Source organism: Burkholderia sp. HI4860, assembly GCF_002223045.2.
Lineage (GTDB): Bacteria > Pseudomonadota > Gammaproteobacteria > Burkholderiales > Burkholderiaceae > Burkholderia.
Genome location: NZ_NKFO02000003.1, coordinates 2,317,420 through 2,335,487, shown reverse-complemented (window position 1 = coordinate 2,335,487; position 18,068 = coordinate 2,317,420). Strand labels below are relative to the sequence as shown.

Below are 18,068 nucleotides of genomic sequence, written 5' to 3'. Positions count from 1 at the left end.
ACCGGCCCAGCCCAGACATACGCATGACCGATTCGACCCGCTCGCTGCGCAACTGCCTTGCGCCCGCGAAACTCAACCTGTTCCTGCACATCACCGGCCGCCGTCCGAACGGCTATCACGATCTGCAGAGCGTGTTCCAGTTGCTGAACTGGGGCGACACGCTGCACTTCACGCTCCGCGACGACGGCCGCGTCGCACGCGTCACCGACGTGCCCGGCGTGCCCGAGGAAAGCGATCTCGTCGTGCGCGCGGCTAACCTGCTGAAAGCGCATACGGGCACCGCGCACGGTGTCGATATCGAGATCGACAAGTGCCTGCCGATGGGGGCCGGCCTCGGCGGCGGCAGCTCCGACGCGGCGACGACGCTGCTCGCGCTGAACCGCCTGTGGCAACTCGACCTGCCGCGTGCCGAACTCCAGTCGCTTGCGGTAAAACTCGGCGCTGACGTTCCGTTTTTTATTTTTGGAAAAAATGCGTTCGCAGAGGGTATCGGAGAAGAATTAGCTGAGGTACAATTGCCGACTCGCTGGTTCTTGGTTGTAACGCCCCGCGTTCACGTCCCAACCGCTGAAATATTTTCAGATGAGTTGTTGACAAGAGATTCGAAGCGCGTCACAATTACGGACTTTCTTGCACAGCAAAGCAGCGACGCGGGATGGCCAGATAGTTTCGGTCGGAACGATATGCAGCAAGTTGTGACAAGTAAGTACGCGGAAGTTGCGCAGGTGGTCAAATGGTTGTATGATGTGACCCCCGCGAGGATGACCGGCTCCGGAGCAAGCGTGTTTGCAGCGTTTCGCAGCAAGCATGAGGCAGAAGCGGCGCAAGCCAAGCTGCCCACCGGCTGGAACGGTGCAGTTGCCGAGAGCCTGAACGAGCATCCGCTCTTCGCTTTCGCGTCATGAAGTTTTACTTTGCCGAACGGCCTACACAAGTTCGGTGAAGTTATCAGTTAAGTGTAGGGGAGTCGCCAAGTTGGTCAAGGCACCGGATTTTGATTCCGGCATGCGAGGGTTCGAGTCCTTCCTCCCCTGCCAAAAATTTTCCCGCATTTCCCGCCTAAGCCCGAAGCAGGTGCACGATGAGCAGCCATGACGGCCTGATGGTTTTTACTGGCAACGCGAATCCCGCGCTCGCCCAGGAAGTCGTCAAGATCCTTGGAATTCCCCTCGGCAAAGCAATGGTCAGCCGTTTCTCCGACGGCGAGATCCAGGTCGAGATCCAGGAAAACGTGCGTGGCAAGGACGTCTTCGTCCTGCAATCCACGTGCGCACCGACGAACGACAACCTGATGGAACTGATGATCATGGTCGATGCGCTCAAGCGCGCATCCGCCGGCCGGATCACTGCAGCCATCCCCTACTTCGGTTACGCCCGTCAGGATCGCCGCCCGCGTTCGGCGCGCGTCGCGATCTCGGCGAAGGTCGTCGCGAACATGCTGGAAATCGCCGGCGTCGAGCGGATCATCACGATGGATCTGCACGCCGACCAGATTCAAGGCTTCTTCGACATCCCGGTCGACAACATCTACGCAACGCCGATCCTGCTGGGTGACCTGCGCAAGCAGAACTACCCGGATCTGCTCGTCGTGTCGCCGGACGTCGGCGGCGTGGTGCGTGCCCGGGCACTCGCGAAGCAGCTCAACTGCGATCTCGCGATCATCGACAAGCGTCGCCCGAAGGCGAACGTCTCCGAAGTGATGAACATCATCGGTGAAGTCGAAGGCCGCACCTGCGTGATCATGGACGACATGGTCGATACGGCAGGCACGCTCTGCAAGGCCGCACAAGTGCTGAAAGAGCGCGGCGCGAAGCAGGTCTTCGCCTACGCGACGCACCCGGTGCTGTCGGGTGGTGCAGGCGATCGTATCGCCGCATCGGCGCTCGACGAGCTGGTCGTCACCGACACGATCCCGCTGTCGGCCGAATCGCTCGGCTGCTCGAAGATCCGTGCACTGACGAGCGCGAGCCTGCTGGCCGAAACGTTCTCGCGGATCCGCCGCGGCGACTCGGTGATGTCGCTGTTCGCGGAATCCTGATCGCGAATCGACTGAACAAAGCATGCGCAGAAAGCGAAGCGGCAACGCTTCGCTTTTTGCACAATCGGACGGGATAGACGAAACCCCGTCCGTTTCATCGGGGGCCGCAATCTGACGGCCCCGTTTTACTGCCTGGTCGCGGGCAGCTATTGGAGAATCACATGAAAGTCGTCGCTTTCGAGCGCCAAGAGCAAGGTACGGGTGCGAGCCGCCGCCTGCGCAACGCTGGTAAGACCACGGGTATCGTTTACGGTGGCGAAGCAGCCCCGCAAAAGATCGAACTCGATCACAACGCCCTGTGGCACGCCCTGAAGAAGGAAGCTTTCCACTCGTCGATCCTCGACCTCGAAGTGGCTGGCCAGTCGCAACAGGTTCTGCTGCGCGACGTGCAATACCACCCGTTCAAGCAACTGGTGCTGCACGTGGACTTCCAACGCGTTGACGCGAAGAAGAAGCTGCACACGAAGGCTCCGCTGCACTTCCTGAACGCTGAAATCAGCCCGGCCGTGAAGCTGTCGAGCGCGATCGTTTCGCACGTCGCGACGGAAATCGAAATCGAGTGCCTGCCGGCTGACCTGCCGGAGTTCCTCGAAGTCGACCTGTCGAAGATCGAAGCCGGTCAATCGCTGCACGCGAAGGACATCACGCTGCCGAAGGGTGTCACGCTGGTCGCACACATCGACGCGGAAAACCCGGTTGTCGCATCGGCGACGGTCCCGGCTGGTGCCGTGTCGGACGCAGCAGAAGGCGAAACGCCGGCTGCCTGAGCGGCCTGCCCACGCGCCCCATCGATCCGTCTCTCGAAACGGTCGACGCAACCCGCCGCGGCTTGCCCGGCGGGTTTTTCTTTTTCTGCGCCCAGGCGGCCGTTGCCGCCTTCGAAACGTCATGATCAAACTGATCGTCGGCCTCGGCAATCCCGGGGCGGAATACACCGCGACGCGCCACAACGCCGGCTTCTGGCTGATCGACCAGCTCGCCCGCGAGGCCGGCACGACGCTGCGCGACGAGCGCCGCTTCCATGGCTTCTACGCGAAAGCGCGCCTGCACGGCGAAGAAGTCCACCTGCTCGAGCCGCAAACCTACATGAACCGCTCCGGCCAGTCGGTCGTCGCGCTCGCGCAATTCTTCAAGATCCTGCCCGACCAGATCCTCGTCGCGCACGACGAGCTCGACCTGCCGCCCGGCACCGTGAAGCTGAAGCTCGGCGGCGGCAGCGGCGGCCACAACGGCCTGAAGGACATCACCGCCCACCTGTCGTCGCAGCAGTACTGGCGGCTGCGGATCGGCATCGGCCATCCGCGCGACCTGATTCCGGAAAGTGCGCGCGCCGGCGCGAAGCCCGACGTTGCGAACTTCGTGCTGAAGCCGCCGCGCCGCGAGGAACAGGACGTGATCGACGCGTCGATCGAACGCGCGCTCGCCGTGATGCCGATGGTCGTCAAGGGCGAACTCGACCGCGCGACGATGCAGCTGCATCGCAACTGACCGCATCGCATCGCTCCGGTGCATCGAGCCGTCCGGCGCCGCCGGGCGGCCCCGCCCGCCCCTTCCTGCGCGCACATGCGGTAATCTGGTCGCTTTGCCCGACAGGAGCCAAGCGGTGAGCCGTTACTGGAGCAACATCGTTCAGCAACTCGTGCCTTACGTGCCGGGCGAGCAGCCTGCGCTCGCACACCCCGTGAAGCTGAACACCAACGAGAATCCCTATCCGCCGTCGCCGCGCGTCGTCGCGGCGATCGCTCGCGAACTCGGCGAGACCGGCGACACGCTGCGCCGCTATCCCGACCCGGTTGCGCGCGCGCTGCGCGAAACGGTCGCGGCCCATCACCGCATCAAGCCCGAGCAGGTGTTCGTCGGCAACGGCTCCGACGAGGTGCTCGCGCACACGTTCCAGGCGCTGCTCAAGCACGACCGGCCGCTGCGCTTTCCCGACATCACGTACAGCTTCTATCCGACCTATGCGCGCCTGTACGGCGTCCAGACGTCGATCGTGCCGCTCGCGGACGACTTCTCGATCCGTGTCGACGACTATCTCGACGACGCCGGCGGCGTGCTGTTTCCGAACCCGAACGCACCGACCGGGCGCGCGCTGCCGCTCGCTGACGTCGAGCGGATCGCCGCGGCGAATCCGTCGTCGGTCGTCGTGATCGACGAAGCGTATGTCGACTTCGGCGCGCAGTCCGCGATCACGCTGATCGACCGCTACCCGAACCTGCTCGTCGTCCACACGACGTCGAAGGCGCGCTCGCTCGCGGGCATGCGCGTCGGCTTCGCGTTCGGTGACGCCGCGCTGATCGACGCGCTGAACCGCGTGAAGGACAGCTTCAACTCGTACCCGCTCGACCGGCTCGCGCAAGTTGCCGCGCAGGCCGCCTATGAAGACACCGACTATTTCAACGCAACCTGCCGGCGCGTGATCGACAGCCGGACGCGTCTGACGCATGCGCTGGACGCGCTCGGCTTCGACATCGTGCCGTCGGCCGCGAATTTCGTGTTCGCGCGCCATCCTGCGCACGACGCGGGTGCGATTGCGGCGAAACTGAAGGAACGGGAGATTTTCGTGCGGCACTTCCGGCTGCCGCGGATCGACCAGCACCTGCGCATCACCGTCGGCACCGACGCCGAATGCGACGGGCTCGTCGCGGCATTGCGCGAGCTGTTGGCCTGAAACGGAAGAACCGGCGCCGGGCGGCGCCGATCCGGATCGGGCGTGCCGAAGGACTCGAGCGCGCGCGTCACCGCGGGGTCACGACGCTTCGTCGCCCTTTTCGGCCGTCAACGCGTGATACTTCTCCATCAATTGCGCGTGCGATTCGTCATGCTGCGGATCGCGCGGAATGCATTCGACCGGACACACCTGCTGGCACTGCGGCTCGTCGAAATGGCCGACGCACTCGGTGCACTTGTTCGGGTCGATCACGTAGATGTCCGGGCCCATCGAAATCGCGCCGTTCGGGCACTCGGGCTCGCACACGTCGCAATTGATGCACTCGTCGGTAATCATCAAAGCCATACTGATCTCACTTCTTCAGGCCGGCGGCCGGCTTCGCAACGAAACCGGCCGGCGCCGCGTCACGCGGCAGGGCCTCCGATCGCAGCGACTTTCTCGGTCAGCCACTTCTCGACGGACGGAAATACGAACTTGCTGACATCGCCGCCCAACTGCGCGATTTCGCGCACGATCGTCCCCGAGATGAACTGGTACTGATCGGACGGCGTCATGAACATCGTCTCGACGTCGGGCAGCAGGTAGCGGTTCATCCCGGCCATCTGGAACTCATATTCGAAATCGGACACGGCGCGCAGGCCGCGCACGATCACGCGCGCATTGTTGGTGCGGACGAAATCCTTCAGGAGGCCGGTGAAACTCATCACCTTCACGTTCGGATAATGGCCGAGCACCTCGTTCGCAATCGTCAGACGTTCTTCGAGCGAGAAGAACGGCTTTTTCGCGCGGCTGTCGGCCACACCGACCACCAGCGTATCAAAAATGCTCGACGCACGCCGCACGAGGTCTTCGTGCCCGCGCGTCAGCGGATCGAACGTACCGGGATACACGGCGACTACCATGTCGCTCCTCCTGTCATCACGCAAACGGGATGGCAGCCGTGCGATGCGCACGCCGCTGCCGAGATGGGCTTGCGTCGCCTTTGCGGCGCGCCGCCTCGTATGGAACGCGCATTATTCATCATTTTCGCGCCGCAGCAAATGATAGTGAACCGCACCGGCCTTGCCGTGCTTCACGACTTCCCAGCCCGCGAGCGCGTCGTGCGCGGCGGGATCGAGCTCGGCCCCCGTCTCGACGTACAGCGCACCGCCCGCCGCGACGAGCGGCGCCGCCAGCGCAATCGCGCGCTCGAGCACGGGCAGATCGTCGAACGGCGGATCGAGGAACACGACATCGAACGCGCCCGGCGTGAGCCCGGCCGCGAGCCGCAGCGCGTCCGCCTCCGCGACCTCGACCGCACGTGCACCGAGCTTGTCCTTGATCGCACGCAGTTGCTGCGCCGCGCGCGGATGGCGCTCGACCATCACGACGCTCGCCGCGCCGCGCGACGCCGCCTCGAAACCGAGCGCACCGGTGCCTGCGAACAGGTCGAGGCAACGCCGGCCTTCGAGATCCTGGCCGAGCCAGTTGAACAGCGTCTCGCGTACGCGATCGGGGGTCGGCCGCAGGCCGTCCAGATCGAGCACCGCGAGCGGCGTGCGTTTCCAGTCACCGCCGATGATGCGGATCGTGTGCGGCTTGCCGCGGCCAGAAGGGGCCGCCGGGCGGCCGGGAGAGGAACGGGACATACGGAATATCGACGACGGAGGGACCGGGCGCGCGCGGGGGCGCACCGCTAAACAGGCGCACGTTACCACAGCGGCGATGCGCGCTGGCGCGAGCGCCACGCCGCACTGATAAAATGCACGGTTTCGGCCGCCGTGCGCCGCGCCCGCGCGAACGCAGAACGGCCCGTCCGGTGCCCGCCCCTGGCGGCGGCCCGCCCTCTTCCCGACGTCAGACCATGTTCAGCTTCTTCAAACGATTCAAGAAAACGCAGGAGCCCGATCCGGCGGAATCGCAATCGGCCGACGCGCAGCAAACGGACGAACCGTCCGATGCGCCCGCGGTCGAGGCCCCGCCCGCGGCCGACGTGCCGCAAGCGCCCGCGCAACCGGCCGCGCCGGCCGTCGTGATGACGGTCACGCCGACCAACGACGGCCGCGACGAAGTCGTCGAGACGGTCGAAATCGTCCCGCCGCCGCTGCAGGACGCCACCGCGAAGAAATCGTGGCTCGCGCGCCTGAAAACGGGGCTCGCCAAGACGGGCTCGAGCATCACCGGCGTGTTCGTCAACACGAAGATCGACGAGGATCTGTACGAGGAACTCGAAACCGCGCTGCTGATGTCCGACGCGGGCGTCGACGCGACCGAGTACCTGCTCGGCGCGCTGCGCGAAAAGGTGCGCGCGGGCCGCCTGACCGACCCGCAGCAGGTGAAATCCGCGCTGCACGACCTGCTCGTCGAGCTGCTGACGCCGCTCGAGAAATCGTTGATGCTCGGCCGCGCGCAGCCGCTCGTGATGATGATCACCGGCGTGAACGGCGCCGGCAAGACAACCAGCATCGGCAAGCTCGCGAAGCATCTGCAGAGCTTCGACCAGTCGGTGCTGCTGGCCGCGGGCGACACGTTCCGTGCGGCCGCGCGCGAACAGCTGGCGGTCTGGGGCGAGCGCAACAACGTGACGGTCGTGCAGCAGGAAAGCGGCGATCCGGCCGCAGTGATCTTCGACGCGGTCAGCGCCGCGCGCGCGCGCAAGATCGACGTGATGATGGCCGACACGGCCGGCCGCCTGCCGACGCAGCTCCACCTGATGGAAGAGCTGAAGAAGGTGAAGCGCGTGATCTCGAAGGCGCACGACGGCGCGCCGCATGAAGTGCTGCTGGTGATCGACGCGAACACCGGCCAGAACGCGCTCACGCAGGTCAAGGCATTCGACGACGCGCTCGGCCTCACCGGCCTCATCGTCACGAAGCTCGACGGCACCGCGAAGGGCGGGATTCTCGCTGCGATCGCGCGGCAGCGCCCGGTGCCGGTCTACTTCATCGGCGTCGGCGAGAAGGTCGAGGACCTGCAACCGTTCAGCGCGGTCGAATTCGCGGACGCGCTGCTCGGCTGAACACCGCGGGCACGCATCGCACAGGGCGCCTTCGGGCGCCCTTTTTTCATGCGCGCCCGGTCATGCGTGGGCCCGGGCGCGCCGCGCTCATTCGGCGTCGGGCTGCGCGCCGGGCTCGGCGGCCTTGAACGCATCGAGCGTCGACGCATGGTCGACGATCCGCTGGATCGTCGGATAGCGCGTCGTATCGATCGAGAAGCGGTTCGCATTGAACACCTGCGGCACGAGGCACACGTCGGCAAGCGTCGGCGTGTCGCCGAAGCACAGCTTGCCGGTGCGCGGATCGTTCGCGAGACGCGTCTCGAGCGTCTCGAAGCCCGCCTCGATCCAGTGCCGGTACCACGCGTTCTTCGCCTCCTCGGGCACCTGCAGCGTGTGTTTCAGGTACTTCAGCACGCGCAGGTTGTTGAGCGGATGGATTTCGCACGCGATCTGCAGCGCGACCGCGCGCACATACGCGCGATCGACAGGCTGCTTCGGCAGCAGCGCCGGTTCCGGATGGGTTTCCTCGAGATATTCGATGATCGCGAGCGACTGCTGCAGCGTCGCGTCGCCGTCGGTCAGCGTCGGTACGACCGCATCCGGATTCAGCGCGCGGTATGCGTCCTTCAGTTGCTCGCCGCCGTCGCGCAGCATGTGCACGGGGACATAGTCGAACGGCAGCTGCTTCAGGTTCAGGGCGATCCGCACGCGGTACGACGCGGAACTGCGGAAATAGCTGTAAAGCTTCATGGGATGTCTCTCGTAGTCGTATTCGGCCGGCGACGGCACGGGCACGGCGCAGCCGGCGCGCACCGCCGGGAATCAGAGTGTAGCGCGCCGCGCCGAGCGGCCTCGCCTGAAGGCAGCCGCACCCGTGCGATACTCGGGGCATTCCTCACCGCTCACAGCGCGGCCCGATGCCGGCCGCCCGCCCCACGCCCCGATGACCGCTTCCCACGATCCCGCCGCCGTTCCGTTCCCGTGCGCCCGCTTCATCAAGGAAATCGGCCGCGGCCCGCACGGCGCACGCGCGCTGTCCGCCGAGGACACGTTCGAGCTCTATCGCGCGATGCTCGACGCGCGCGTGTCGGACGTCGAACTCGGCGCGATCCTGATCGCCTATCGGCTGAAAGGCGAATCCGCCGACGAGCTGGCCGCGATGCTCGCCGCCGCGCAGGCGTCGTTCGAGCCGGTGCACGTGCAGGATGCCGCGTTCCGCCCGGTGTCGATCCCGAGCTACAACGGCGCGCGCAAGCAGCCGAACCTCGTGCCGCTGCTCGCGCTGCTGCTCGCGCGCGAAGGTGTGCCGGTGCTCGTGCACGGCGTCGAGCAGGATCCGGGCCGCGTGACGAGCGCCGAGATCTTCTCGGCGTTGTCGCTCGCACCGTCGGCTTCGCACGATGCCATCGAGGACATGCTCGCCGAGCGCCGCGTCGCGTTCGCGTCGATCGAGGTGCTGGCGCCGCGCATCGCACGCCTGCTGTCGATGCGCAGCGTGCTCGGCGTGCGCAACTCGACGCACACGCTCGTGAAGATCCTGCAGCCGTTCGCGCCGGCCGGCCTGCGGCTCGTCAACTACACGCACCCGCCGTACCGCGACAGCCTGGCGCAATTGTTCCGCGACCATCCGGATGCCGCGCTCGGCGGCGCGCTGCTGGCACGCGGCACCGAGGGCGAAGCCGTTGCCGATACGCGGCGCCAGGTGCAGGTCGACTGGCTGCACGACGGCGCGTGCGACACGCTGATCGAGGCCGAACGCTCGTCGACCGATGCGCCCCCGGTTCCCCTGCCCGAATCGCGCGATGCGGCCACGACGGCCGCATGGACCGACGCCGTATTGCGCGGCGAAGTGCCGGTGCCCGACACGGTCGCCCGGCAGGTCGCGACGATCGTGCAGATCGCCCGCATCGCACGCTGACGGCACGCTCGCGAACCGGCCCCGCTTGCGGGGCATTTGACACGCGAGCGCATCCTGGCATAGAGTTGCTGTCATGCGTTCCTTTCCGAACACCCTCCGAATTACCTCCGGCCGCCTAGCGCGGCCGCTATCGCTACGACTAGCCTAAGGCTTTCGTAGCGCCGTGTGCTGTCCGCACGGTCCCTCCCAGCAGTTCCTCGCCGTACCCCTCTCGTAGTTTTTACAACCCGAAGTCGTCAGCATTCGTCCGTCTATCCGTCGGCCGACTCGCGAAGATCATCCGCATCCGCAGCGCGTTCACGTGCCGCGGAGCGAGGCAGCGCCAACCGTCGCCCATGCCGCCCGTCTTCGCTCGCGACTTGAGACCCGAGGTCCAGAAGATGCAGCGCAATCCGCAAGACAAGTACCGTCCGTTCGAGCCCGTCCGCCTCAATGGCCGCAAATGGCCGTCGCGCACCATCGAGCGCGCGCCCGTCTGGATGAGCACCGACCTGCGCGACGGCAACCAGTCGCTGATCGAGCCGATGAGCATCGAGCAGAAGCTCGAGTTCTTCGAGATGCTGGTCGCGATCGGATTCAAGGAGATCGAAGTCGGTTTTCCGTCGGCGTCGCAAACCGACTTCGATTTCGTCCGCAAGCTGATCGACGACAAGCGGATTCCCGACGACGTGACGATCGAAGTGCTCGTGCAGGCGCGCGAGGACCTGATCGCCCGCACGTTCGACGCGCTCGAAGGCGTGCCGCGCGCGATCGTGCACCTGTACAACGCGGTGTGCCCTTCGTTCCGCCGCATCGTGTTCGGGATGTCGAAGGCCGACGTGAAGGCGCTCGCGATCGACGGCACGCGCATCATCAAGGAGCACGCCGCCGCGCGCCCCGACACGCAATGGACGTTCCAGTACTCGCCGGAAACCTTCAGCATGACCGAGCTGACGTTCGCGCGCGAGATCTGCGACGCGGTCGCGCAGACCTGGCGGCCGACCCGCGATCACAAGATGATCGTCAACCTGCCGGCCACCGTCGAAGCCGCGAGCCCGAACGTGTTTGCCGACCAGATCGAGTGGATGGACCGCAACCTCGCGTACCGCGACAGCATCGTGTTGTCCGTGCATCCGCACAACGATCGCGGCACCGCGGTCGCGGCGGCCGAACTCGCGCTGCTCGCGGGCGCCGACCGCATCGAGGGCTGCCTGTTCGGCAATGGCGAACGCACCGGCAACGTCGATCTCGTCACGCTCGCGCTGAATCTCTATACGCAGGGCATCGATCCGGGCCTCGATTTCTCCGACATCGATGCGGTGCGCCGCGTCGTCGAACGCTGCAACCAGATTCCCGTGCATCCGCGCCACCCGTACGCGGGCGACCTCGTGTTCACCGCGTTCTCGGGCTCGCACCAGGACGCGATCCGCAAGGGCTTCGCGCAACAGCGCCCCGACGCGGCCTGGGAAGTGCCGTACCTGCCGATCGACCCGGCCGACCTCGGCCGCAGCTATGACGCGGTGATCCGCGTGAACAGCCAGTCCGGCAAGGGCGGCGCGACGTTCCTGCTCGAACGCGGGATGGGCTTCACGCCGACGCGCCGCGTGCAGATCGAATTCAGCCATGCGGTGCAGACGCTCGCCGACGCGTCCGGCGAGGAAGTGACGGGCGATGCGATCTGCGCGCTGTTCGCGCGCGAATTCTTCGACACCGACGGGCCGGCCGCGCGACACGGCAACGGCGCGCGCTGGCAAAACCGCGAGATCGCGGCAGCGCCCGCGGCGGATACGACGCCCGACGAGGCCGTGCGACGTTTGGCCGCGGCATTCGCGGCGGCCGCCGGCGCGACGATCGACGTCGCGTCGTGCGAACACGCCCGCACGACGGACGGACGAATCGCGGTATCGGTCGGCTGCCGGGTCGGCGATGCGCCGCTGCGGCACGGCGTCGGCCTGCACGCCGATGCGGCGAGCGCCGCGCTCGACGCGGTGGTCAGCGCGATCAACCGCTCGGCCTGGCACTGCGCGGATCGCCGCGCGGCAGCCTGAGCGGCGGGTTCCGTTTCAGGGTTCAAACGTCAGCGAGCGGGGCGTGACCGCCCGTGCGCCGCGCGATCCGCGCCGCACGAGGCAACAAAAAGCGGCTCAGAAGGCCGCTTCGGTCGGGACATGAAAAGGAGCGCCACGCGCGCTCATGTCTCGGTCGCGCACCGCGTCGCCTGCCACGCGAACAGGCTCCAGCGGCCCTGTTCGTGGGTGTGGACGGAGGTATAGGCAATCGGGAAGACCAGGCCGCCGTTGTTCGTTTCCATCTCGATCAACGCGCGCCCGGTGACGACGCAGGTTTCATCGCCGACCGGCAGCACGTCCTGCGACTGGATCTCGATCTGGCGATAGCGGCGGCGGCCGGCGACGATGGCGTCGATGAACTGCTGCTTGGTTTCGCGTTTGCCGTTGGTATGGACGAAGAACACCTTGTCCGACAAAAGCGTGTCGAGCGCCTCGCCGTCCCCGTCCACCATCGCCCGGAACCGATCGCGCTCGAGCGCGCGGATCGCATCGACCACCTTCGCCATCGCCTGACTCCTCGGCAACGCGCACGCCGTGCGCGGGCGTGCGGATCAGAAGTTGTACTGCAAGTAGAACTGGTGGAAATTTATACCAGGATTCGGCTCTTTGATACCCGCGTTAGACACATGTTCAAAACGGTAGCCGACCTGATACTGTTGCCGTTGGCCGAACTGCACGCCCACCCCCGCCGTCGGCGCGAACTGGAATGCGGTGCCCAGCGAGAAGCGATCCGAGATCGTCGGGTGCGTCAGCAGCCTGACGCCGCCGCCGGCCTCGATGAACGGGCGAATCTCCCCGGCGCTCTTGATGAAGCGGAACATCGGCGTCACGCCGAATTCCCCGATACTGCTGTGGACGTTGCCGCCCGTGTGCCAGTAGCCGGCGTGCCCTTCCACGACGAACGCGAAGTGCCAGCCGCCGATTTCCCACCAGTTCCAGCCCGGATCCCACACCACGCCGAGATCGGCCTTGTCGACCCCATGGCGATCCGAAAAGCCGCCGCCCGCCTGAATCCCCCATCGATCCGCGCATGCCGCGCCCGATCCGCCCAGAAGGGACGCCGCCAGCATCGCGTGCAGCGCCAGCCGGCTGCGGGGCCGGCGATTCTTCTTATTGTTCATCTGTCACTCCAACTTTGTGGGTTGAATGGAGCCAGCCGCTTCGGCCGGCTCAAGCGAACTGAATGGTATGGTAAAGGACTTTTCGGATCGGCATCACAAAGCGAAATGGCTTGCTTCCGAAACGACAAAAATCGAAATCGTCTACCGATTGCCATCAGAAACAACGGCTTACGGAACTTCGCGTCGCGCCCTGTGTCGCAGAATAGACTATCGACTCGACATGCTCGATAGAAAAAGCGGGAACTCCGATGCCCACGCTTGCTCTAAGGAATTAGCACTCGGTTTCCGGGAGTGCTAAGATGGCTCCCGGAATCTCATCCGAGACCGGGGGTTTGTCCCTGATTCCAAAGGAGTTTTTTAGTGAGCAACGCCCTGACCCTCCCGAACACCCTGAGCCCCACGCCGGCCAAGGCCGCATCGGCAGGCTCGCTGGCGCTCGCAGCCCAATCGATGTTGCCGGGCCAGCTTGGCAACATCGACGCGTATATCCAGGCCGTCAATCGCATTCCGCTGCTGACGCCGGAAGAGGAACGCCAGTACGCGACCGAATTCCGCGAAGGCAACAACCTCGACTCGGCACGCCGCCTCGTGCTGTCGCACCTGCGGCTCGTCGTGTCGATCTCGCGCAACTATCTCGGCTACGGCCTCCCGCACGGCGACCTGATCCAGGAAGGCAACATCGGCCTGATGAAGGCGGTGAAGCGCTTCGACCCGGCGCAAAACGTGCGCCTGGTGTCGTACGCGATCCACTGGATCAAGGCCGAGATTCACGAGTACATCCTGCGCAACTGGCGCACGGTGAAGGTCGCGACGACGAAGGCGCAGCGCAAGCTGTTCTTCAACCTGCGCAGCCACAAGAAAGGCTTGCAGGCAATGACGCCCGAGGAAATCGACGGCCTCGCGAAGGAACTCAACGTCAAGCGCGAAGACGTGACCGAAATGGAAACGCGCCTGTCCGGTGGCGACATCGCGCTCGAAGGGCAGGTCGAGGACGGCGAGGAGTCGTACGCGCCGATCGCCTACCTGGCCGACTCGCACAACGAACCGACCGCCGTGCTGGCCGCGCGTCAGCGCGACACGCTGCAGACGGACGGCATCGCGCAGGCACTCGGCGCACTCGACGCGCGCAGCCGCCGCATCATCGAGGCGCGCTGGCTGAACGTCGATGACGACGGCTCGGGCGGCTCGACGCTGCACGATCTCGCCGCCGAGTTCGGTGTGTCGGCAGAGCGCATCCGCCAGATCGAAGCGAGCGCAATGAAAAAGATGCGCACCGCCCTCGCCGAATACGCATAAATCGCTGCGATTTAGAGCGCTTCATCAAAAACCGCTGCCCGACCGGCAGCGGTTTTTTTTCGCCCTTTTCCCCTGCTTTTCATTCGCCGCTTCGTTCGTTTCTCGGCGCGTTTCAGTGCGGATTAATTGACCTGATTCGTCAGGTAATAGGCCGTTTGGCGCCCCCTTCCGCATAACCTTGATCTGCCTCAAGTTTCGGCCCGGGTTTCGCGACGGTCTGCCGCAGCGCAGCACTCGGCATCGGAAAGCCGTGCTTTTAAAATTGGCATGTCAGGCGCAAAAGGATTAAAACAGCTTCACGGCCGTCATAAATCCGACGTAAAGTCGCCCCAAATCAGACTTAAATCGATTCAGGATAATTACCTTGATCTCGATCAATAAAGAGCCTGCGCCGCCTCCCGCGCGGCCGGCCGGTACGATCGGCTGGCGCGCGCGCATCGCCGCGTGGGCACGCGGACCGACCCTCGCCCGCGACATCACCCTGGTGCTGATCGTCAAGCTGATCCTCCTGATGTCGCTCAAATACGCATTCTTCAATCATCCGCAGGCCAAGCACATGTCGTTGCCGCCTGCCGCTGTCGCCGAGAAGCTGCTCTCGGTACCGGCGCCTGCATCTACCGAGGGAGACCACCATGATAAGTAGTGAAGTCGTCGATCTGTCACGTCTGCAGTTCGGCATCACGGCGCTCTACCACTTCCTGTTCGTGCCGCTGACGCTCGGCCTGTCCTGGCTGCTCGTCATCATGGAAGCGGTGTACGTGATGACCGGCAAACAGGTCTACAAGGACATGACCCAGTTCTGGGGCAAGCTGTTCGGGATCAACTTCGCGATGGGCGTGACGACCGGCATCACGCTCGAATTCCAGTTCGGCACGAACTGGTCGTACTACTCGCACTATGTCGGCGACATCTTCGGCGTACCGCTCGCGGTCGAAGGCCTGATGGCGTTCTTCCTCGAATCGACGTTCGTCGGCCTGTTCTTCTTCGGCTGGAACCGCCTGTCGAAGGTCAAGCACCTGATGGTCACGTTCCTCGTCGCGCTCGGCTCGAACCTGTCCGCACTGTGGATCCTCGTCGCGAACGGCTGGATGAACAACCCGGTCGGCGCCGAGTTCAACTACCAGACGATGCGCATGGAGATGACGAGCCTGTTCGACGTGCTGTTCAACCCGGTCGCGCAGGTGAAGTTCGTGCACACGGTGTCGGCCGGCTATGTGTCGGCGGCGATGTTCGTGCTCGGCGTGTCGTCGTGGTACCTGCTGAAGAAACGCGACATCGACTTCGCGCTGCGCTCGTTCGCGGTCGCGGCCGGCTTCGGCCTCGCGGCAACGCTCTGCGTGATCGTGCTCGGCGACGAATCTGGCTATACGACCGGCGAAGTGCAGAAGATGAAGCTCGCCGCGATCGAATCCGAGTGGGAAACGCAGCCGGCACCCGCATCGTTCACGCTGATCGGCATCCCGAACCAGGAAGAACAGCGCACCGACTATGCGATCAAGATCCCGTACGCGCTCGGCCTGATCGCGACGCGCTCGATCGACGAACCGGTGATCGGCCTGCGCGAGCTCGCGAAGCACAGCGAGGAGCACATCCAGAGCGGGATGGTCGCGTACGGCGCGCTGCAGAAGATCAAGCAGGGCGATACGAGCGACGCGACCCGCGCGCTGTTCGACCAGCACAAGCAGTATCTCGGCTACGGGCTGATGCTCAAGCAGTTCACGCCGAACGTGGTCGACGCGACGCCCGAGCAGATCAAGGCCGCCGCGAAGAAGACGATCCCGCCGGTCGCGCCCGTGTTCTTCTCGTTCCGGATCATGGTGGCCCTCGGCTTCCTGTTCGTCGCGACGTTCATCGCCGCGTTCTGGTTCTGCGCGCGCCGCGAACTGCTGCAGGACAACCGCCGCTGGTTCCTCCGCTATGCGGTGTGGGCGATCCCGCTGCCGTGGATCGCGATCGAATTCGGCTGGATCGTCGCCGAGCTCGGCCGCCAGCCGTGGACGATCGCCGGCGTGCTGCCGACGCACCTGTCCGCGTCGAGCCTGCAGCCGAGCGACCTGTACCTGAGTCTCGCGGGCTTCATCCTGTTCTATACCGCGCTGTTCGTCATCGAGATCAAGCTGATGTTCAAGTACGCGCGCCTCGGCCCGTCGTCGCTGCATACCGGCCGCTATCACCACGAAATCGCGGCCGCCAGCGAGCGCGCCCCGGCGTGAGCACGCACCTGAAACGGAACAAGGAATCGCTATGGACTATGCAACTCTCAAGCTGATCTGGTGGCTGCTCGTCGGCGTGCTGCTGATCGGCTTCGCCGTCACCGACGGCTTCGACATGGGCGCGACCGCGCTGCTGCCGTTCCTCGGCAAGACCGACGAGGAACGCCGCATCATCGTCAACACCGTCGGCGCGACGTGGGAAGGCAACCAGGTGTGGCTGATCACGGCCGGCGGCGCGATGTTCGCGGCCTGGCCGCTCGTCTACGCGGCGTCGTTCTCCGGCTTCTACTTCGCGATGCTGCTCGTGCTGTTCGCGTTGTTCTTTCGGCCGGTGGGCTTCGACTACCGCAGCAAGCGGCCCGACCCGCGCTGGCGCGCAGGCTGGGACTGGGGCCTGTTCGCCGGCGGCTTCGTGCCGGCGCTCGTGTTCGGCGTCGCGTTCGGCAACCTGCTGCAAGGCGTGCCGTTCAAGTTCGACAGCGACCTGCGCGTGACCTACTACGGCGGCTTCTGGGCGCTGCTGAACCCGTTCGCGCTGCTGTGCGGGCTCGTCAGCCTGACGATGCTCGTCGCGCACGGTGCGGCCTTCATCAAGATGAAGACGGACGGCGTGATCGCGCGCCGTGCGTCGGTCGCGCTGCGCGTGGCGTCGTTCCTCGCGGTCGTGCTGTTCGTGCTGGCCGGCGTGCTGGTCGCGTCGACCATCGGCGGCTTCCACATCACGCACGCCGCACCGACCGACACCGTCGCGAACCCGCTGCTCAAGGACGTCGCCGCTGGCTCGGGCCTGTGGCTCGCGAACTACGGCGAATTCCCGTGGATGATCGCAGCGCCCGTCGTCGCGATCGCGGGCGGCCTGGTCGCGCTGCTGCTCGCCGGTTCGAAGCAGGAGAAGACGGCGTTCTTCTGCACCGGCCTGATGATCGCCGGCGTGATCCTGACCGCCGGCTTCTCGATGTTCCCGTTCATCATGCCGTCGTCGCTCGACCCGCGCAGCAGCCTGACCGTGTGGGATTCGACGTCGAGCCACATGACGCTGCAGGTGATGCTGTTCGCGGTGATCGTGTTCCTGCCGATCGTCCTGCTCTACACGGGCTGGGTGTATCGCGTGATGCGCGGCAAGGTCACGCGCGAGGTGCTCGAAGAGAACAAGCATTCGATGTATTGATGCTTTGAACCGGGCCGGGCGCGCATGCGCCCTCGCCCACCGTTTCGCAAGGAGTCGGATCATGTGGTATTTCAGCTGGATTCTCGGTATCGGCGTCGCGCTGTCGTTCGGCATCGTCAATGCGATGTGGCTCGAAGCACGGCAGAAGACGCAGGAAGCACGCGTTCGCCACGACTGACGCGCGCGCGGCCGATCGCGCCGCCGCCGTCCCGAAGGAACCTCGCCTCGCGCGAGGTTTTTTTTCGTCCTGCCGTCTGGACAGGGCCGCCGGGGCGATGCCAATTTAGCGCCAGATTGATACCACTTGAATACCAATAAAAGGTTTCATAAGATCTTTGGACACGGCCGCTGACAGGCCGAATCCTTCCGGGTGGGGGAGACATGCGAATCCCGTATGTGGCGCGCGCTGGCGCGCCTTCTCGTCGTCGGCGCGGGGCGGCCAGTCGTGCATCGTCGGCGAGTGCTGCCGTCATCGGCCGTGCAGGTCGCGCGCGCGCCTTTGCCGATGGGCACGTCGTCACGGCATCACCATCAGCAGCAGCCGCTGTCGTGCGCCGCCGATGAAGACGCGCACCCGCCCGCGCCGATCCGACCGGCACGCCTGCCCGCCACCCG

General features: G+C 65.3%; 19 protein-coding genes and 1 tRNA gene. 14 read left to right on the top strand and 6 right to left on the bottom strand.

The window, feature by feature from the left end; genetic code table 11:
• The first annotated feature begins 23 nt into the window (after positions 1-23).
• The 6 genes from ispE to hisC all read left to right on the top strand — a co-directional run bounded on the left by ispE (position 24) and on the right by hisC (position 4,709).
• Entirely contained in the window at positions 24-905 is an 882-nt protein-coding gene (gene ispE, locus CFB34_RS26110) for a 4-(cytidine 5'-diphospho)-2-C-methyl-D-erythritol kinase (RefSeq protein ID WP_069248895.1), read from the top strand.
• A 55-nt stretch (positions 906-960) separates the two neighbouring features.
• Positions 961-1,037 (top strand) — tRNA-Gln (locus CFB34_RS26105).
• A gap of 44 nt (positions 1,038-1,081) precedes the next feature.
• Positions 1,082-2,038 carry a ribose-phosphate pyrophosphokinase gene (locus tag CFB34_RS26100; protein ID WP_089441046.1) on the top strand — a complete coding sequence of 319 codons (957 nt, stop codon included), beginning with the start codon at positions 1,082-1,084 and terminating at the stop codon, positions 2,036-2,038.
• A 161-nt stretch (positions 2,039-2,199) separates the two neighbouring features.
• Positions 2,200-2,805, top strand: coding sequence for a 50S ribosomal protein L25/general stress protein Ctc (locus CFB34_RS26095; protein ID WP_089441047.1), 606 nt, complete (start codon positions 2,200-2,202; stop codon positions 2,803-2,805).
• A gap of 121 nt (positions 2,806-2,926) precedes the next feature.
• Positions 2,927-3,526 carry an aminoacyl-tRNA hydrolase gene (gene pth, locus CFB34_RS26090; protein WP_006477776.1) on the top strand — a complete coding sequence of 200 codons (600 nt, stop codon included), beginning with the start codon at positions 2,927-2,929 and terminating at the stop codon, positions 3,524-3,526.
• A gap of 115 nt (positions 3,527-3,641) precedes the next feature.
• Positions 3,642-4,709: a histidinol-phosphate transaminase gene (gene hisC / locus CFB34_RS26085; RefSeq protein ID WP_089441048.1), complete on the top strand. Its 1,068-nt coding sequence runs from the start codon at positions 3,642-3,644 to the stop codon at positions 4,707-4,709.
• A 78-nt stretch (positions 4,710-4,787) separates the two neighbouring features.
• Here hisC and CFB34_RS26080 read toward each other — a convergent pair whose 3' ends face one another.
• The 3 genes from CFB34_RS26080 to rsmD all read right to left on the bottom strand — a co-directional run bounded on the left by CFB34_RS26080 (position 4,788) and on the right by rsmD (position 6,337).
• Positions 4,788-5,054: a YfhL family 4Fe-4S dicluster ferredoxin gene (locus tag CFB34_RS26080; protein WP_089441049.1), complete on the bottom strand. Its 267-nt coding sequence runs from the start codon at positions 5,052-5,054 to the stop codon at positions 4,788-4,790.
• 59 nt (positions 5,055-5,113) lie between these two features.
• A complete protein-coding gene (coaD, locus tag CFB34_RS26075; RefSeq protein ID WP_039346084.1) occupies positions 5,114-5,611 on the bottom strand; it encodes a pantetheine-phosphate adenylyltransferase in 498 nt (165 codons plus the stop codon).
• A 111-nt stretch (positions 5,612-5,722) separates the two neighbouring features.
• The gene (gene rsmD / locus CFB34_RS26070; protein ID WP_089441050.1) at positions 5,723-6,337 is read right to left on the bottom strand and encodes a 16S rRNA (guanine(966)-N(2))-methyltransferase RsmD; all 615 of its coding nucleotides are present in this window, start codon (positions 6,335-6,337) and stop codon (positions 5,723-5,725) included.
• A gap of 215 nt (positions 6,338-6,552) precedes the next feature.
• On the opposite strand from rsmD, the gene ftsY reads away from it, so the two are divergent.
• Positions 6,553-7,707, top strand: a complete 1,155-nt coding sequence (gene ftsY, locus CFB34_RS26065) for a signal recognition particle-docking protein FtsY (RefSeq protein WP_089441051.1) — start codon at positions 6,553-6,555, stop codon at positions 7,705-7,707.
• Positions 7,708-7,794: 87 nt separating this feature from the next.
• Here the strand turns inward: ftsY and maiA are convergent, their stop codons facing one another.
• Entirely contained in the window at positions 7,795-8,439 is a 645-nt protein-coding gene (maiA, locus tag CFB34_RS26060; protein WP_089441330.1) for a maleylacetoacetate isomerase, read from the bottom strand.
• Between the two features lie 193 nt (positions 8,440-8,632).
• Between maiA and ybiB the strand changes: the two genes are divergently transcribed.
• Positions 8,633-9,607 (top strand): DNA-binding protein YbiB, encoded by a 975-nt coding sequence (gene ybiB, locus CFB34_RS26055; protein WP_089441052.1) that lies wholly within the window; start codon positions 8,633-8,635, stop codon positions 9,605-9,607.
• 380 nt (positions 9,608-9,987) lie between these two features.
• Complete coding sequence (gene leuA / locus CFB34_RS26050) at positions 9,988-11,634, top strand: 2-isopropylmalate synthase (RefSeq protein WP_089441053.1); 1,647 nt, start codon at positions 9,988-9,990, stop codon at positions 11,632-11,634.
• Between the two features lie 143 nt (positions 11,635-11,777).
• Here the strand turns inward: leuA and CFB34_RS26045 are convergent, their stop codons facing one another.
• Both CFB34_RS26045 and pagL read right to left on the bottom strand, forming a co-directional pair.
• Complete coding sequence (locus CFB34_RS26045; RefSeq protein ID WP_039346091.1) at positions 11,778-12,161, bottom strand: nuclear transport factor 2 family protein; 384 nt, start codon at positions 12,159-12,161, stop codon at positions 11,778-11,780.
• Positions 12,162-12,206: 45 nt separating this feature from the next.
• On the bottom strand, positions 12,207-12,776 hold the full coding sequence (pagL, locus tag CFB34_RS26040) for a lipid A 3-O-deacylase PagL (RefSeq protein WP_089441054.1): 570 nt from the start codon (positions 12,774-12,776) through the stop codon (positions 12,207-12,209).
• Positions 12,777-13,136: 360 nt separating this feature from the next.
• On the opposite strand from pagL, the gene rpoH reads away from it, so the two are divergent.
• From rpoH to cydX, 5 genes are all read left to right on the top strand, one after another.
• Positions 13,137-14,072: an RNA polymerase sigma factor RpoH gene (rpoH, locus tag CFB34_RS26035; RefSeq protein ID WP_089441056.1), complete on the top strand. Its 936-nt coding sequence runs from the start codon at positions 13,137-13,139 to the stop codon at positions 14,070-14,072.
• Positions 14,073-14,430: 358 nt separating this feature from the next.
• Positions 14,431-14,715 carry a cytochrome oxidase putative small subunit CydP gene (cydP, locus tag CFB34_RS26030; RefSeq protein WP_179243673.1) on the top strand — a complete coding sequence of 95 codons (285 nt, stop codon included), beginning with the start codon at positions 14,431-14,433 and terminating at the stop codon, positions 14,713-14,715.
• Positions 14,705-16,285 carry a cytochrome ubiquinol oxidase subunit I gene (locus tag CFB34_RS26025; protein ID WP_089441058.1) on the top strand — a complete coding sequence of 527 codons (1,581 nt, stop codon included), beginning with the start codon at positions 14,705-14,707 and terminating at the stop codon, positions 16,283-16,285. Before cydP ends, CFB34_RS26025 begins: the two co-directional genes overlap by 11 nt.
• Positions 16,286-16,316: 31 nt before the next feature.
• Positions 16,317-17,453 (top strand): cytochrome d ubiquinol oxidase subunit II, encoded by a 1,137-nt coding sequence (gene cydB / locus CFB34_RS26020; protein WP_089441059.1) that lies wholly within the window; start codon positions 16,317-16,319, stop codon positions 17,451-17,453.
• A 61-nt stretch (positions 17,454-17,514) separates the two neighbouring features.
• Positions 17,515-17,631 carry a cytochrome bd-I oxidase subunit CydX gene (gene cydX, locus CFB34_RS26015; RefSeq protein ID WP_011353251.1) on the top strand — a complete coding sequence of 39 codons (117 nt, stop codon included), beginning with the start codon at positions 17,515-17,517 and terminating at the stop codon, positions 17,629-17,631.
• The last annotated feature ends 437 nt before the right edge of the window (positions 17,632-18,068 follow it).